Annotated in this window: 15 protein-coding genes; 14 read left to right on the top strand and 1 reads right to left on the bottom strand. The window is 65.1% G+C overall.

Going from position 1 to position 15,656, the window contains the following annotated elements; all coding sequences use genetic code 11:
• Position 1: 1 nt before the first annotated feature.
• The 9 genes from ACVWWN_RS03965 (at position 2) to dnaB (ending at position 8,233) form a co-directional block, all read left to right on the top strand.
• Complete coding sequence (locus ACVWWN_RS03965) at positions 2 to 739, top strand: phosphonate C-P lyase system protein PhnL (RefSeq protein WP_457142725.1); 738 nt, start codon at positions 2 to 4, stop codon at positions 737 to 739.
• Positions 736 to 1,935, top strand: a complete 1,200-nt coding sequence (locus tag ACVWWN_RS03960; protein ID WP_457142724.1) for an alpha-D-ribose 1-methylphosphonate 5-triphosphate diphosphatase — start codon at positions 736 to 738, stop codon at positions 1,933 to 1,935. Before ACVWWN_RS03965 ends, ACVWWN_RS03960 begins: the two co-directional genes overlap by 4 nt.
• Positions 1,932 to 2,762, top strand: coding sequence for an inositol monophosphatase family protein (locus ACVWWN_RS03955; RefSeq protein ID WP_457142723.1), 831 nt, complete (start codon positions 1,932 to 1,934; stop codon positions 2,760 to 2,762). The genes ACVWWN_RS03960 and ACVWWN_RS03955 overlap by 4 nt, the downstream gene beginning before the upstream one ends.
• Entirely contained in the window at positions 2,759 to 3,322 is a 564-nt protein-coding gene (locus ACVWWN_RS03950) for an HD domain-containing protein (protein ID WP_457142722.1), read from the top strand. Before ACVWWN_RS03955 ends, ACVWWN_RS03950 begins: the two co-directional genes overlap by 4 nt.
• Before the next feature lie 84 nt (positions 3,323 to 3,406).
• Entirely contained in the window at positions 3,407 to 3,697 is a 291-nt protein-coding gene (rpsF, locus tag ACVWWN_RS03945; protein WP_457142721.1) for a 30S ribosomal protein S6, read from the top strand.
• A 124-nt stretch (positions 3,698 to 3,821) separates the two neighbouring features.
• On the top strand, positions 3,822 to 4,334 hold the full coding sequence (locus ACVWWN_RS03940) for a single-stranded DNA-binding protein (protein WP_457142720.1): 513 nt from the start codon (positions 3,822 to 3,824) through the stop codon (positions 4,332 to 4,334).
• A 38-nt stretch (positions 4,335 to 4,372) separates the two neighbouring features.
• Positions 4,373 to 4,627: a 30S ribosomal protein S18 gene (gene rpsR, locus ACVWWN_RS03935; protein ID WP_457142719.1), complete on the top strand. Its 255-nt coding sequence runs from the start codon at positions 4,373 to 4,375 to the stop codon at positions 4,625 to 4,627.
• 26 nt (positions 4,628 to 4,653) lie between these two features.
• Positions 4,654 to 5,109 (top strand): 50S ribosomal protein L9, encoded by a 456-nt coding sequence (gene rplI / locus ACVWWN_RS03930; protein WP_457142718.1) that lies wholly within the window; start codon positions 4,654 to 4,656, stop codon positions 5,107 to 5,109.
• A 484-nt stretch (positions 5,110 to 5,593) separates the two neighbouring features.
• On the top strand, positions 5,594 to 8,233 hold the full coding sequence (gene dnaB / locus ACVWWN_RS03925) for a replicative DNA helicase (protein ID WP_457142717.1): 2,640 nt from the start codon (positions 5,594 to 5,596) through the stop codon (positions 8,231 to 8,233).
• Between the two features lie 488 nt (positions 8,234 to 8,721).
• On the opposite strand, the gene ACVWWN_RS03920 is transcribed toward dnaB, so the two are convergent.
• On the bottom strand, positions 8,722 to 9,369 hold the full coding sequence (locus tag ACVWWN_RS03920) for a GntR family transcriptional regulator (RefSeq protein WP_457142716.1): 648 nt from the start codon (positions 9,367 to 9,369) through the stop codon (positions 8,722 to 8,724).
• Between the two features lie 475 nt (positions 9,370 to 9,844).
• Between ACVWWN_RS03920 and ACVWWN_RS03915 the strand changes: the two genes are divergently transcribed.
• From ACVWWN_RS03915 to ACVWWN_RS03895, 5 genes are read left to right on the top strand one after another with little or no spacing between them, the layout of a single operon-like run.
• The gene (locus ACVWWN_RS03915; RefSeq protein ID WP_457142715.1) at positions 9,845 to 11,458 is read left to right on the top strand and encodes an ABC transporter substrate-binding protein; all 1,614 of its coding nucleotides are present in this window, start codon (positions 9,845 to 9,847) and stop codon (positions 11,456 to 11,458) included.
• A 52-nt stretch (positions 11,459 to 11,510) separates the two neighbouring features.
• Entirely contained in the window at positions 11,511 to 12,464 is a 954-nt protein-coding gene (locus tag ACVWWN_RS03910; RefSeq protein ID WP_457142714.1) for an ABC transporter permease, read from the top strand.
• Between the two features lies 1 nt (position 12,465).
• Positions 12,466 to 13,506 carry an ABC transporter permease gene (locus ACVWWN_RS03905; RefSeq protein ID WP_457142713.1) on the top strand — a complete coding sequence of 347 codons (1,041 nt, stop codon included), beginning with the start codon at positions 12,466 to 12,468 and terminating at the stop codon, positions 13,504 to 13,506.
• Complete coding sequence (locus ACVWWN_RS03900) at positions 13,496 to 14,548, top strand: ABC transporter ATP-binding protein (RefSeq protein WP_457142712.1); 1,053 nt, start codon at positions 13,496 to 13,498, stop codon at positions 14,546 to 14,548. Before ACVWWN_RS03905 ends, ACVWWN_RS03900 begins: the two co-directional genes overlap by 11 nt.
• Positions 14,545 to 15,600 (top strand): ABC transporter ATP-binding protein, encoded by a 1,056-nt coding sequence (locus ACVWWN_RS03895; protein WP_457142711.1) that lies wholly within the window; start codon positions 14,545 to 14,547, stop codon positions 15,598 to 15,600. Before ACVWWN_RS03900 ends, ACVWWN_RS03895 begins: the two co-directional genes overlap by 4 nt.
• The last annotated feature ends 56 nt before the right edge of the window (positions 15,601 to 15,656 follow it).

The following is a 15,656-nucleotide window of genomic DNA, read 5'->3' as shown; positions in this document are numbered from 1 at the left end:
CGTGTCCCTTGTGTTATCCATTCGGGCGCTGCGCAAGTCATTCACACTGCACACCATCGACGGGCGCATCGTGCGTTCACTTCATGGTGTCGACCTCGAGGTCCGGGCCGGCGAACATGTGGCGCTGGCCGGTCCGAGCGGGGCGGGCAAGTCCTCACTCCTGCGGTGTGTGAACCGGACGTATCTGCCGGACTCGGGATCGGTGATGCTGCACACCGGCGACGGTGCGCAGATCGAACTGACCGAGCTGAACGACCGTGCGATGGCTGACGTGCGTGGCCGTGAATTCGGTTATGTGTCACAGTTTCTCAACGCGCCACCGCGTACCGGGCCGCTGGAGGTGGTGGCGGCGACCGCCCGCCGCCGCGGGCTGGACCGACCGCAGGCCCGCGACGCCGCGGTGGAGGCGCTGCGGCGACTCAACCTCGACGAGACGTTGTGGGACGTCGACTGCTCGGTGCTTTCCGGTGGAGAGCGCCAGCGGGTGAACCTCGCGGCGGGCACGGTGTCGCCGCCGCGACTGCTGCTGCTCGACGAACCGGTTTCCGCACTGGACCCGGCCAACCGTGAGGCGGCACTGGGGCTGATCGCCACACTGGCCGAGCAGGGGGTCGCGGTGCTTGCGGTGTTTCACGACATCGACGCCATGCGCAGGCTGGCGTCGCGGGTGGTGCTCATGCGCGACGGTCGCATCGTCAGCGACGGCGCACCGGACGAGATATTCGAGGGAGTGGCATGACTGGCACCGAACTGTCCGAAAGACGTCTGCAGCATTGGCCTTTGGCCGCGCCGCCGGACGACTATGCGCTGGGCCACGTTCGGGCGGTGTTGCCGGATCGGGTGATCGACGACGCGCTGGTCGTGGTGCGTGAAGGAATGCTGGCCGCCGTCGAACCGCATCCACCGGGTGTGCGGGCCGATGTCGACGGAGACGGACTGCTGTGCGTGCCGGGCCTGGTGGACACGCACAGCGACGGACTCGAGAAGGAACGGCTGCCGCGGCCGGGCGCCGAACTGCCGATCGACTTCGCGCTGCTGTCGTTCGAGGGCAAGCTGCGCGCGGCGGCGGTGACGACGGTGTTCCACGGCACCGGTTTCGAGAACAGCTACGGCCGGGGCGTGCCGCGCACCGTCGAAGGCGCCCAGCAGGTCTGCGCGGCGATCGACGCACGGGCCGAGGGGCTGATCGACCACCGGCTGCTCTACCGGCTTGACGTCCGCTCCGCAGACGGGCTGGCGGCGTTGCAGGAGCGGCTGGCCGAACTCGAAGAGCGGGTGCTGGTTTCGCATGAGGACCATACGCCGGGGCAGGGCCAGTACGCTGACCGCCGGTACTACGAGCGTTACATCGCCGGCACCCGCGGGCTGTCTGAGCAGGAGGCGGTCGAGCACGTCGACGACCTGATCGCGGAGCGCGATCGCCGGCTGGGCGCGCGGGAGGCGACAATGGCCTGGCTCGGTGCGCAGGCGCACGCCGGCCGGATCCGGTTGCTCGGTCACGATCTCAGCTCGGCCGCCGAGGTCGACGACCTGGTACGGCGCGGCGGCGCGGTCGCGGAGTTCCCGACCACATTGGACGCGGCCGAGGCCGCCAGGGAGCGGGGCCTGCCGGTGGTGATGGGCGCGCCGAACGTGTTGCGCGGCAGCTCACACAACGGCAACGCGTCCGGACGCGAATTGGTCGGCCGCGGGTTGGTGACGGCGATCGCGTCGGACTATCTGCCGTCGGGACTGCTGGCCGCCGTGTTCGCGCTGGAAGGCGAGGGGCTGCTCTCGCTGCCCGAGGCCATCGGCCTGGTGACCGCGGGCCCGGCCGATGTGGCGGGCCTGCCCGACCGTGGCCGCCTACAGCCGGGACTGCGGGCAGACATGGCGCTGATCGCGACCGGGCCGCTGTGGCCGGTGGTGCGTTCGGTTCTGGTGAGTGCCCGATGAGCCTCATCGGCTGGCCGGTACCCGAACCCGAGGTGCCCACGGAAACCCATCCGGCGCTCGCCGACGCGGTGCGTGCCGCCGCAGCCGCATTCGGTTCCGCCAGGACCCGTTACGACCGCGCAGCGTTGGCCGAAAAGGTCGAGATGGGCGCCGACGGTACCCCGACGATGCGGCTCGACATCCTCGTCGATACCGCGGTCGCCGAGGTCGTCGACAAACACAAGGTCAACCTGCTCAGCGAGGAGATCGGCGTCATCGACAACGGTTCGGCGGTCACGCTGGTCGTCGATCCGGTGGACGGCACAGCGAATGCTGCTGCGGGCGTGCCCCTTTCGGCCTTTGCCGGCGTGGTCGCCGTCGACGGGATCGCGACCGAAGCGCTCACCTGCTGGTTCGACACCGGCCGGTGCTGGCACGCGGTGACCGGCCGGCCGACGCCCTACCGCACCACGGGCCGCACGACCCTCGACGGCGCCGCCGTCAGCCTGCTGCGTCCGCACGGCCCGGACGACGACGCATGGTGGCGGGTCGCGAAAAAGGCTGCGCGGGTGCGGATCCTGTCCACCAGCTGCCTGGAGGCGGCACTCGTCGCGGAGGGATCCACCGACGCGTTCGCCGACGCCGGGTCCGACACTCACCGGATCATGGATCTCGCGGCCGCGATGGTGATGCTGCCGGCGTCCGGCGGCGCGGTGCTCGACGTGCAGGGTAGACCGCTGGAGATCGACCCAGACCTGACGCGGCGATGGTCGGGGGTGGTCGCGGCGACCCGCGAACTCGCCGAAGAACTCGTGGACACCCTCAGGGATCAGACGGAGAAGCCATGAGACTCCCGCGTGAAGTGATCGCCGACCTCATCAACGGTCTCGCCGGCCTGCCGTACGGCAAAGAGGTCGTGGACCAGCGCACGCATGCGCTGCAGACAGGGTGGCACGCCAAACAGGCCGACGCCGACGACGAACTGCTGCTGGCCGCCGTGCTGCACGACATCGGGCGGGCCAAGCCGATCGCCGCGCAGTGGCCGGGGCTGCCGCATGAACGCTCCGGCGCCGAGTTCGCCCACCGCCACGTCGGGGAACGGACCGCCTGGATCATCGCCCAGCACGTCCCCGCGAAGCGGTACCTGGTCGCCACGGACGCCGAGTACCACGCACACCTGAGCCCGGCCTCGGTCGCGTCGCTGATGCACCAGGGCGGACCGATGAGCGAGGCGGAGGTCGCCGCCTTCGGCGCGCACCCCAACGCCGAGGAGGCGGTGATGGTGCGGCGGTGGGACGACGACGCGAAGGATCCGAGTGGACCGGTGCTGCCGCTCACCGAGGTCCTCGCGGCCTATGACCGGCTGGGTGCATCGCGCGATTTCCCAGATCAGGAGCCGTTGCTGTAGCCTGGGCCGGTTGCCGACGCAGGTAACCCTCCTGCCACGGAACGACCGTGGCCGTACAAGACCAAAGGAGGTGGTGTGGTTCTCATGCGTCCATACGAAATCATGGTCATCCTCGACCCCACTCTCGACGAGCGCACGGTGTCCCCGTCGCTGGAGACGTTCCTGAACGTCATCCGCAAGGATGGTGGATCCGTCGACAAGGTCGACATCTGGGGCCGGCGCCGGCTGGCGTACGAGATCGCCAAGCATGCCGAGGGCATCTACGCCGTCGTCGATGTGAAGGCCGAGCCTGCGACCGTGTCGGAACTCGACCGTCAGCTCAACCTGAACGAGTCCGTGTTGCGGACCAAGGTGCTGCGGACCGACAAGCACTAGTCGCCAACGGCCCGTGCGCGTCGGCAGCATTCCGTAGGCTCGCCTGCGACTGCTGTCCAACGCGTACACCGCCGGCGATGAGCGCGCTTGCGCGACGAGCCGATAACACATCCAGGAGGACCTCGTGGCTGGTGACACCATCATCACGGTCATCGGAAACCTGACTGCCGACCCCGAACTCCGGTTCACCCCGTCGGGCGCGGCCGTCGCGAACTTCACGGTCGCGTCGACCCCCCGCATGTTCGACCGCCAGACCAATGAGTGGAAGGACGGCGAAGCGCTGTTCCTCCGCTGCAACATCTGGCGCGAGGCGGCCGAGAACGTCGCGGAAAGCCTCACCCGTGGTTCGCGGGTGATCGTCAGCGGGCGGCTCAAGCAGCGTTCGTTCGAGACCCGTGAGGGCGAGAAGCGCACGGTCGTCGAACTCGAGGTCGATGAGATCGGCCCGTCGTTGCGCTACGCAACCGCCAAGGTGAACAAGGCCAGCCGCAGTGGCGGAGGCGGCGGCTTCGGCGGCGGCGGTGGCGGAGGTCCCCGCGGTGGTGGCTCGTCGGAGCCCAAGCAGCAGGACGATCCGTGGGGCAGTGCGCCCGCGTCGGGCTCGTTCTCCGGCGGCGACGACGAACCGCCCTTCTAGAGCACAACTGATCAGCAATTCCAGAAAGAGATAGAGACATGGCGAAGGCCACCAAGCGTCGTCCGGCACCTGAAAAGCCGATCAAGACCCGCAAATGCGTGTTCTGCTCCAAGAAGGGGCAGGCCATCGATTACAAGGACACCGCATTGTTGCGCACCTACATCAGTGAGCGCGGCAAGATCCGCGCCCGCCGGGTGACGGGCAACTGTGTGCAGCACCAGCGCGACATTGCGATCGCGGTCAAGAACGCCCGCGAGGTGGCGCTGCTGCCGTTCGGTTCGTCGACGCGATAAGCCGAAACAGGACTACAGGACTAAACATGAAACTCATCCTTACCGCCGAGGTGGAACACCTCGGTGTCTCCGGCGACATCGTCGAGGTGAAGGACGGCTACGGCCGTAATTACCTGCTTCCCCGCGGCCTGGCCATCACCGCGTCGCGCGGGGCCGAGAAGCAGGCCGAAGAGATCCGTCGTGCCCGCGAGATCAAGAGCGTCAAGGGCCGTGAGCACGCCGACGAACTGAAGGCCGCGCTCGAGGGCCTGGGCCTGGTCGAGTTGCCGGTGAAGGCCGCGTCGGACAGCGGCAAGCTGTTCGGTTCAGTGACGACGGCCGACGTGGTTGCGGCCATCAAGAAGGCCGGCGGCCCGAATCTGGACAAGCGGACCGTTCAACTGCCAAAGGCACACATCAAGTCGACCGGTACGCACCCGGTCGCGGTCCGGCTACATCCGGACGTGAACGCTTCAGTGTCGCTGAGCGTCGTCGCGAGCTAAAAGACACATTCGTCAATTACCCGGGTGAGGGCCCTAGCCGGCCCTCACCCGGGCATTGCTGTATGCGCCGGCGAACTTTGTGACCCAAAGGGTGCGCAGCGAAGGTAACCGACTGTTAACCTGCGCGGCCCCCGTGCGAAACACAACACGCCCGAGACGGCAACCGAGGCCGACACGCCGAGGAAATTGTCATCCACAGATAGTCACGGCCCCTGTGGTGCGCTTATCTGCGGAGTTGTTCCCAACCGAGGTGTTTATCCACAGGTTCTCCGCAAGGCCTCAACATGGCTGAACAGACCTATCCACATCCGATGCACAAGTTCATGAACAGGCTGGCTTTGCGGCCCTCTTAGCAACGTCTAGCGTGAGCCGTCGCAGGCAGTGGCCTACGCGCACGGTCGGGGACGTCGGGGTTATGTCCTACAGTCACGGTAGTGGTGTCGAATACACGTTCGAACAACTCGCAGGGGAGGTGGGAAGCTCCGTGGCTGTCGTTGACGACCTGGGCCGTCCCAGTGGTCATCCAGGCATGGACGCCCCACCGAGTGAGGACTTCGGTCGCCAGCCGCCTCAGGACGCCGCGGCCGAACAGGCGGTCCTCGGCGGCATGCTGTTGAGCAAGGACGCCATCGCGGACGTGCTCGAGCGGCTGCGTCCCGGCGACTTCTACCGGCCGGCGCATCAGAACGTCTACGACGCGATCCTTGATCTGTACGGCCGCGGCGAGCCGGCCGACGCGGTGACCGTGGCCGCCGAACTGGACAGGCGCGGGCTGCTGCGCCGCATCGGCGGAGCGCCGTATCTACACACGCTGATCTCCACCGTGCCGACCGCCGCCAATGCCGGTTTCTACGCAGGCATCGTCGCGGAAAAGGCACTCCTGCGCCGTCTGGTGGAGGCGGGCACCAGGGTCGTGCAATATGGCTACGCGGGCGCCGAGGGAGCCGACGTCGCCGAGATCGTCGACCGCGCGCAGGCTGAGATCTACGACGTCACGGACGGCCGCACCTCCGAGGACTTCGTGCCGCTGGAGCAGCTGCTGCAGCCCACGATGGACGAGATCGACGCGATCGCATCCAACGGCGGCATCTCCCGGGGTGTACCAACGGGTTTCGTGGAACTCGACGAGTGCACCAACGGCCTGCATCCGGGCCAGATGATCGTCATCGCGGCGAGGCCCGGGATGGGCAAGGCGCTCAAGCTCGACACCCCGCTGCCGACGCCCACGGGTTGGACCACGATGGGTGAGGTCGAGGTCGGCGACTACCTGGTGGGAGCGGACGGACTGCCGACGCGCGTCGTGGCGGCCACCGAGGTCATGTACGGCCGGCCGTGCTTCGAAATCGAATTCTCCGACGGGACGGTCATCGTGGCCGACGCGGAGCATCAGTGGCTGACCGAGACGCGTGCGTCACGGAAGTCGGCTCAAGCCGCCGCGACGGGCTACCACCGGTACAAGAACCAGCGGACCTTCGCCGAGATCCGGACTACGCGCGAAATCGCCGCCACCCTACGGTGCCCGACGGCGGACCGTCGGCTTAATCACTCGGTGGTCAACGCCGCCCCTCTGCAAGCACTCGACCGCGATTTACTCGTGCCGCCGTACACCCTCGGCGCCTGGCTTGGTGACGGCACGACGGCCGCGGCACAGATCACCACTGCAGACCCCGAGATCGTTATGCGCGTCGAGGCAGAGGGAATCGTCGCACACAAGTCGGCGACGGCCGCCTTGCGTTACCAGTTGAGATTGCCCGATGCACCTGCGGTGCCGGCTCGTCCATGCGTGGTCTGCGGCGCCACGTTCGTGCCGCAAACCAGCCAGGTCCGGGCCTGCGGCCGCTCGTGTGGTGGACGTGCTCGGTTCGTGTCGATGCCGAAACAACCGCCGATGTGTCCGCGCTGCGGAGGGGAGTCGTCCGGACTGGCGTTGTGTCAATCTTGCCGAGGCACGGTGGGAACCTTGCAGGCTCGGCTGCGGACGATCAATGTGGTTGGAAATAAACATATTCCGACGGTGTATCTGCGTGCATCTGAACCGCAGCGACGGGCATTGCTGGCTGGACTGCTCGACACCGACGGCACGGTAACCGCCAGTGGTTCAGTTCAGTTCTCGGTAACCGATCAGCAACTTGCCGCGGACGTCGCCGAATTGATTGTCAGCCTTGGCTATCGGTGCCAGACAGCCACGAAGCGGGTGCGGGGTCGAACGGAGAAGACGTCGATCGCGTACATACTGAACTTCACCACTGATGACGTGGTGTTTGGGTTGGAGCGGAAGGCGATCCTGCACAAGCAACGTCGCGCCCAATGCAGTCCGGCGCGATATATGTCGCGGTTCATCGTCGACGTCCGCCTTGTTCCCAGCGTGCCGGTGCGGTGCGTCGAGGTCGACAACGCCAGTCACATGTATCTGGCAAGCCGCGCCATGATCCCGACTCACAACTCGACGCTGGGGCTCGACTTCCTGCGGTCCTGCTCGATCAAGAATCGACTGTCGAGTGTCGTGTTCTCGTTGGAGATGAGCAAGTCCGAGATCGTGATGCGGCTGTTGTCGGCGGAGGCCAAGATCAAGCTCGCCGACATGCGCTCCGGCCGGATGACCGACGACGACTGGACGCGGCTCGCCCGCCGGATGAGCGAAATCAGTGAAGCGCCTTTGTATATCGATGATTCGCCGAACCTGACGATGATGGAGATCCGCGCGAAGGCGCGGCGTCTGCACCAGAAGGCGGACCTTCGGCTGATCGTCATCGATTACCTGCAGCTGATGACGTCGGGCAAGAAGGTCGAGTCCCGTCAGCAGGAAGTGTCCGAGTTCTCCAGGCAATTAAAGCTTTTGGCGAAGGAGCTCGAGGTTCCGGTGGTCGCGATGAGCCAGCTGAACCGCGGTCCCGAGCAGCGCACCGACAAAAAACCGATGCTGGCCGACCTCCGCGAATCCGGCGCGATAGAGCAAGATGCGGACATGGTCATCCTGCTGCACCGACCTGACGCGTTCGAACGGGACGATCCGCGCGGCGGCGAGGCGGACCTGATTCTGGCCAAGCACCGTAACGGTCCGACCAAGACGATCACGGTGGCGCATCAGCTGCACCTGTCGCGCTTCACCAACATGGCGCACTAGCGGTCAGGGGGTGTAGGTTCTCAAGTTAGATATCCATTTCTCAACTGACTTGGCCACTGGTTGGCCAATTGGACATTTCAGATCAGAATCGCTAGTTCCTCTAACGGTGCGTGGCGATATTGCTTCTCTTGCACCATCGCGCCCACCGCGTGAGTTTTGCCGGCCACGGCGCGCGTTGCCGCGTTCATCGCGCCGATGTTGTGGTGTTTAGTCAACCTCTAGTGAGTGGCATGGCTGCGGGCGCTTCTTCCTCTTCCAGTTCCGACGGGGTCGGGCAATGAGCGCGACCCGCCCAGCCGACGGCGACAACCCGGTCATCGCGGCGGCCTGGCCGTCGCCGCAACTGATCAACGCTGGCGGAAACCGGGGTGCGAAATGCATGCGTAATTCAGCGCCCCAGCTTCGCGCTTACCGACCGCGATTGCTCGGTCCACGCCTGGGGCCTTCGTGTTCGTCGGCGTGAGCCCGCAATACGCCGCAGGAGTCAGTCAGCCGTTGAGGAGGGGCAATGCTGCGGCGGCGGCGTGTTCGACGTGTTCGCGGCAGAGCCGCTCGGCCAGGTCGGCGTCTCCGGCGACTGCGGCGGCGCAGATCGCTTGGACCTCGGCGACGGATTCTTTGGGGCGGCCTGGTTTGGACAGTGAAACGGCGCGCACAGTAGTCACGCGCCGAGTTATCGCCTCGAGGAACTGTTTGAGTTCGGTGTTCTGCGTTCCGCTGATCAGTGCGTCGTAGAATTCGACCTTGGCCGCCAGGAGCTGACGGATATCGTCCACTGCGGCCTCCACATGGATCAGAGCGGTCCGCAGCGCACGTCGATCTACTTCTGCCGCGCGCTGGGCGAACAATCTGCCGGCGAGTCCCTCCAGTTGCGACCGCACTTCGTAGAGCTGGCTCACGGTGTCGGCCGACAGGGTGGCTACCGCCGAACCCCGGCCATTGGTCGAAACGATGAGGCCTTCGGACTCAAGCTGGCGAAGCGCTTCGCGGACGGTGGCACGACTGGCAGTGGTGGCCTCACACAATTCTCGCTCGACCAGGACCTGACCCGGTAGCAGTTGCTGACTGGTGATGGCATCCCGAATCTGGGCGGCGACTTGATCTCGGATCAGCGCAGGGGGCCGGGCTACGGCCATACCAGAAAAGCTCATGACCCATGTTCGCATAAATTGACAGGTTTTGGACGTCTGCTGTATGTCAGCTCGTTAACAGAGCGCTCGAGCACAGGGATCCAGTGTCCAAGATATGCGACCTCCGTCCGTTTGACCTGGTGTTTGAGGGAGTGACACCAAGACGACGGCAAGTTAAATTCTTCACACGATGGCCACGGCGATGCAGTCCGGACGTGTTGCTCTTAGCGTATTGACCTGTCAGACAACTAACGGCAGACTGAACGCGTGGCGGCTATGAGCCACGTCACGTAAGCGACATTAGAGAGTTGGTGCCCGGCGATCCGGAGAAGGATTGTTCTGCACCCCAGCGGTGACCCGTCGGGCGCAACCCCGTGCGGGCGATCGCCGCCCGGCGATCAAGTCCCGCGGCGCGCAACCCGACGCGACTTTGACGGGCGTCGGCATAACCGAACAAACAGCTGACCGAAAGGTGAACCCGGTGGCACATCAGGTAATTGAAGAATCGGTGGGTGTGCTCAGACAGTCGGTAACTCGCCGCCGCGTGTTGCAGGTGGGTGGAGTGTCGGCTCTGGGACTGCTCATCGCGGCCTGCTCGAGCGCTCCCCCAGGTGAGTTGAGTTCCAATGCGAACGCACCCAGCGGGCCGCCAGTTCGTGGGGGAGACCTGATCTTCGCCACAGCCATGAACATCGCCACCCTCGACCCGGCGTTCTCGAAGGACACCTCAGAGCGCTACGCCTACTACGCGATCTACAACACCCTCATCGGGTACGACAAAGACTTCAATCTGGTGCCCGAACTGGCCGAGAAGTGGGACGTCAGCCCCGATGGCAAGACGGTGACGATGCACCTGCGCCAAGGCGTGAAGTTTCACGACGGTACGCCGTTCGACGCGGCTGCAGCGAAGTGGAATCTCGACCGCATACTCGACGAAAAGACGAACTCACCGTTGCGGGGGACGCTGACCCCGCCGTTGAACGCCGTCACCGTGATCGACCCTCAGACCATTCAGCTTGCTTTGGCCACGGCCTGGCGGCCGCTTCTCGCGGCGCTCGGAGAGCGTCCGGGATTCATGGTGTCACCGACCGCGGTCCAAAAATACGGTGCCGACTACGGAGTGCACCCGGTCGGCACCGGGCCATTCGAGTTCGTCAGCTTCCAACAGGACGACCACGTCCAGCTGAAGCGATTCGACGGCTATTGGGATGCCGACAAGATCTACTTGGACAGCATCTCGATTCGGAACGTGCCCGAGCAGCAGGTGCAGCTGACGATGCTGCGCACCGGTGAGGCGCATATCGCCGACGGACTGACCGCACAGCTCGCGACCACGGTCCAGGGCGATCCCTCGGTGGCCCTCGACCAGGCCCCCACCGGGAAATGGTGGGCCCTGCAAATGGATTGCGACAAGCCGCCGTTCAACAAGCCCGAATTGCGCCAAGCCGTGGCGTATGCGACCAACAGCAACGGCGTGAAGTCCACGATCTTTCTGGACAAAGCGCGGTTGGCCACCGGCCCGGTCGGCGTCGGGTGGGCCTACTCCGCCAATGACAGCACTCCCATCTATGTCTACGACCTTGAAAAGGCCAAGCAACTGGTGCAGCAAGCGGGGGCCGCCGGGTTGGCCGTGGACTATCGCAACGACAGCAGCTCCGATTCGCAGGCGATCGTGCAACTGCTGCAGGCTGATTACGACAAGACTGGACTCAAGCTCAACGTCGGAACCGTCCCAGCAAGCGACTATTACACCCAGGTGACCGACGACAAGTTGAACTGGTCGCTCACCTCGTGGATGCCCCGCGCCGACCCCGATGGCCTGCTTCGCCTCATCCTGCACACAGACGGCGCGCAGAACTCGACCGGTTACAGCAACCCCGAAGTCGACCGCTTGCTTGATCAAGCCGCCGGGATCTCCGACACGCACGCCGCAGCGCCGATCTACCAACAAATTCAGCAGATCGTGGAACGCGATGCACCTTATGTGTGGATCGTCTGGCCGGACGCGCTCATACCGCGCTCCACCAAGGTGGGGGGGATGACCATCTACCCCGATCAGATCTATCGACTGCGGGAATTGTGGATCAACAAGTGACACACCCTATTCAGGCGAGGACGATACGAGCATTCTGGAGGAGTGCCGGCTCATGGTCGTATACGTAGCCAAACGCATCGGAGCTTCAGCGGTCGTAATCGTCGTCGTCAGCTTGGTGATCTTCATCGTGACGCGAGTTCTGTTCCCTGACCCGGTCCAAGCAATCATGGGCGGACAGAACTCGGCCGCGACGCCTGCGCAGATGGCCCAGATGCGCCACGAACTCGGACTGGACAAGCCGCTTGCCCTGCAGTACTTCGACTGGTGGGGCCGCATACTTCAAGGAGACTTCGGTCGGTCCTTCCGGACACCGATCAATGTCACCGACGCCATCGCGCAGAGACTCCCGGTAACCGCCGAACTGACCATCCTGGCCATGCTGCTGGCCGTCGTATTCGGCACCGCGCTCGGGGTGGTGGCGGCATTGTCGCGGGGCCGGTGGCTGGACTCATTGACCTCCAACGCATCGGTGCTGATGCTGTCACTGCCGAACTTCTTCGTCGGCATCCTGCTCGTCTACTTCTTCGCGTTGCAGCTACGCGTGCTGCCCAGCAGTGGCTATGTGCCGTTCACCCAGGACCCGCTCGGGAACTTACGTCTGATGATCCTGCCCGCCATCACGTTGTCGCTGGCCTATGTGGGCACCTTCGCCCGCTACTCGCGAGCCTTGATGATCAGCGCGCTATCGGAGGATTATGTGCTGCGGGCGTATGCCAGCGGACTGTCTCCGCGCACCGTGGTCAGTCGCTACGCATTGAAGAACACCATGATCCCGATGGTGACAGTCATCGGGCTGAACATCGTCGGACTGATCGGCGGAGCGGTCGTCACCGAGACGGTCTTCTCCCTGCCCGGGATCGGCACCCTGCTCACGACATCCATTCTGGGCAAGGACTTCCCGATGTTGCAGGGTTTGATCGTCGTGATCACTTTCGCGGTCGTGCTGATGAACCTGATCATCGATCTTCTGTACGGCGCACTCGACCCGAGAATCAAGGTGAGCTGAGGTGAGCGTCGCATCCGTCTCGACCGGCCTCCCCGGTGAAGATTCACGGGCTCGTCAGGCACGGCGCGCTGGGTGGGCGTACCCGCGCCTGACCCAAGGCGCCGTCCTGCTGACGGTTCTGCTGGTGTTGACCATCGGCGCACCGTTGTTCACCACCTACGGACCGCTGGACCAACACTTGACGGCCGCGCTCCGAGTGCCCGGCGGTGAATTCCTCCTCGGCACCGACCAATTGGGGCGCGATGTCTTCAGCCGCTGCCTCTACGGCGGCCGACTCGTACTGACCGTGGCGCTCATCGCGGTCATCGTCTCGATGTTCGTCGGAGTGTTGGTCGGCCTGCTGTCGGGATATCTCGGCGGCGGCGTCGACTCCGCCATCATGCGGGTCATGGATGGGCTGATCGTGTTCCCGGACCTGATCTTGGCCCTGGCGATCACCTACGCGCTGGGACCGAGCTTCGGCACCGTCGCGGCCGCCATCTCCGTGGTCAACGTGCCAATATTCGCGCGGGTGGTCCGGGCGCAAGTGCTCACTCTGCGAGAACGCGACTTCATCGCGTCAGCCAAAGTATCGGGAGCCTCGACCGGCCGCGTATTGATCCGCCACCTGCTGCCCAACGTTGTCGAGGTGACGATCGTTCAGGCCGCACTAACTGGGGGCAGCGCCATCTTCACCGCCGCCAGCTTGAGCTTCCTGGGGTTGGGATTGCCGCCACCAGCGCCCGACTGGGGCGGCATGCTCCACGACGGCTACCCATACCTGGGCTACCTTCCACTGATGTCGCTGGTGCCGGGCTGCTTCATCTTTGTTGCGATGCTGAGCTTCAACCTCATCGGCGACGGGATGCGCGACTTGTTCGATCCAAAAGTACTGCCACGAACCACATTGACGCGCCGCCGCCGACGCCTCGCCAACCCCGACACTCGACCATCAGCGGTTTCGCCAGCGGTGTCCGATACCGAAACTCGGTCGGACAACACAAGCCCACAGGTCGTGGCCGCGGCCCCGATGGAACGCCGAGGAGCATCCGATGGCGCCTGAGACGAAGAGTGCCTTGCTAGACGTCCACGATCTACGCGCGGTATATGACTCCGCGCGCGGTCCCGTTCACGCGCTCAACGGCGTTTCCTTCAGCATCAAACCTGGCGAAGTCCTCGCCCTCGTCGGTGAATCCGGCAGCGGCAAAAGCGCATCGGCCCTGGCGATCATGGGTCTGCTGCCACGCACACGCGGCCGGATCACCGCAGGCCAAATACGGTTCGACGGCACCGATCTGCTCACGCTGCCCGAGAGCAAGCTCCAGGCGTTACGCGGCAACGAGATCGCCTTGGTATTCCAAAACCCCATGACCACTTTGAACCCCACGTCGAGCATCGGGACCCAATTTCGGGAAGTGCTGCGCGAGCACACCGGCGCGTCGCGCCGCGCTGCGGACGCCCGCGCTGTCGAACTTCTCCAGCTGGTGGACGTTTCGGATCCAAAGGCCCGACTCGACAGCTATCCCCACCAGCTGTCCGGGGGGCTGCGCCAGCGGGTGATGATCGCGCTCGCGTTGAGTTGCGACCCCAAACTGCTCATCGCCGACGAAGCCACCACCGCCCTGGACGTCACCACCCAAGCGCAGATACTTCGGGTGCTGCGGCGCATCACCTCGGAGCTGGGTACGGCGATCCTGGTCATCACCCACAGCATGGGCGTGGTGGCCGGATTGGCCGACCGGGTGGCCGTCATGTACGCCGGGCGCATCGTCGAGATCGGCAGCGTGGACGAGGTCTCCTACACTCCGCAGCACCCATACACCGTGGGCCTGCTCGGCTCGATCCCACGGTTGGACACCCCGCGCACCGCCGAGTTGGCGTCGATCGAAGGACGCCCACCGTCGCTGCTGGCGCTCCCGCCAGGGTGCCCCTTCGCCGACCGGTGTTGGTTGACGATGGACCGGTGTGTAGCCCAGGAACCCACGCCGGTAGCCCCACACCAGCACAGCGCCGCGTGCTGGGCCGACCCGCACGACGTACGACTCGGCGCGCGGGACCCCCATCTGGTGTCGGCGCGTGCGACCGCGGAAGGAGACGACCGATGACACAGGAGACAGGCGACAGCGGCGCGCCGATCTTGGAAGTCACCGACCTGCACGTGCACTACGCGTCGCAATCACGGGCACACCGCAAGCTCGGCTATAACGTGCGCGCGGTCGACGGTGTGTCCCTTTCGGTCGCTTCGGGCGAAACACTAGGTCTGGTCGGCGAATCGGGTTGCGGCAAGAGCACCACGGGTCGCGCCATCTTGCAGCTGGTCAAGCCGACATCGGGAACGGTTCGGTTCAGCGGCATCGATGTCACCGGTGCACGCCGGGGTACCCGCCTCGAACTCAGCCGCGGCATGCAGGCGGTATTTCAGGATCCCTACGACAGCCTCAATCCTCGAATGTCGGTGGGAAGTGCGATCGCCGAGCCGCTCGCCATTCAGCGGACCATGCGTGGGGCGGCACGCCGGCAGCGTGTCGGCGAACTTCTCGAGCTGGTTGGGCTCAGCCCGGATCTGGTGTCTCGGCGCCCATCGGAACTCTCCGGGGGCCAACGGCAACGAGTCTGCATCGCCAAAGCCATTGCGGTGAACCCAACGTTCGTCGTGTGCGACGAGGCCGTCTCCGCACTCGACGTCAGCGTGCAGGCACAGGTACTGAACCTGATGCGTCGACTGCAGCGGGAGCTGCACCTGTCCTACCTGTTCATCGGCCACGACCTGAGCGTGGTGCGCCACGTGTCCCACCGTGTCGCCGTGATGTATGCGGGCCAACTGGTCGAATCAGCCGACAGCGATGCCTTGTATGAGCGCCCGTATCACCCCTACACCGTCAGCTTGCTCGCCTCGTCCCCGTCGCCGGATCCCCGCATCGAGCGCAACCGCCCACTGACCGCCGTGCGCGGCGAACCTCCCAGCCTCGCGAATATGCCGACCGGATGCCGTTTCGCGCCGCGTTGCCCACTGGCCCAGGACAAATGCCGCGAGCAGGCCCCGGGGTATGTCGAGGTGGAGCCCGGCCGCACAGTGGCGTGTCATTACTGGCGCGGCGTCAAAGATGGTCGAGATCCCGACACCGCAGCGGCGGTGGCATCGGCGACGGACGGATGACGTCAAGCATTCCGGCTGGAAACACCGACACACTTGTTGTGTAGATGCACCGCCGC

Source organism: Mycobacterium sp. URHB0021 (assembly GCF_054057895.1).
The sequence above is the reverse complement of the archived record's forward strand: the minus strand, read 5'-3'. Positions and strand labels throughout refer to the sequence as shown.

Coding starts and splice junctions, on each gene's coding strand:
- ACVWWN_RS03960 (WP_457142724.1), top strand. CDS start 736: ATGACTGGCACCGAACTGTCCGAAAGACGTCTGCAGCATTGGCCTTTG.
- ACVWWN_RS03955 (WP_457142723.1), top strand. CDS start 1,932: ATGAGCCTCATCGGCTGGCCGGTACCCGAACCCGAGGTGCCCACGGAA.
- ACVWWN_RS03950 (WP_457142722.1), top strand. CDS start 2,759: ATGAGACTCCCGCGTGAAGTGATCGCCGACCTCATCAACGGTCTCGCC.
- rpsF (WP_457142721.1), top strand. CDS start 3,407: ATGCGTCCATACGAAATCATGGTCATCCTCGACCCCACTCTCGACGAG.
- rpsR (WP_457142719.1), top strand. CDS start 4,373: ATGGCGAAGGCCACCAAGCGTCGTCCGGCACCTGAAAAGCCGATCAAG.
- rplI (WP_457142718.1), top strand. CDS start 4,654: ATGAAACTCATCCTTACCGCCGAGGTGGAACACCTCGGTGTCTCCGGC.
- ACVWWN_RS03920 (WP_457142716.1), bottom strand. CDS start 9,369: ATGGCCGTAGCCCGGCCCCCTGCGCTGATCCGAGATCAAGTCGCCGCC.
- ACVWWN_RS03910 (WP_457142714.1), top strand. CDS start 11,511: ATGGTCGTATACGTAGCCAAACGCATCGGAGCTTCAGCGGTCGTAATC.
- ACVWWN_RS03900 (WP_457142712.1), top strand. CDS start 13,496: ATGGCGCCTGAGACGAAGAGTGCCTTGCTAGACGTCCACGATCTACGC.
- ACVWWN_RS03895 (WP_457142711.1), top strand. CDS start 14,545: ATGACACAGGAGACAGGCGACAGCGGCGCGCCGATCTTGGAAGTCACC.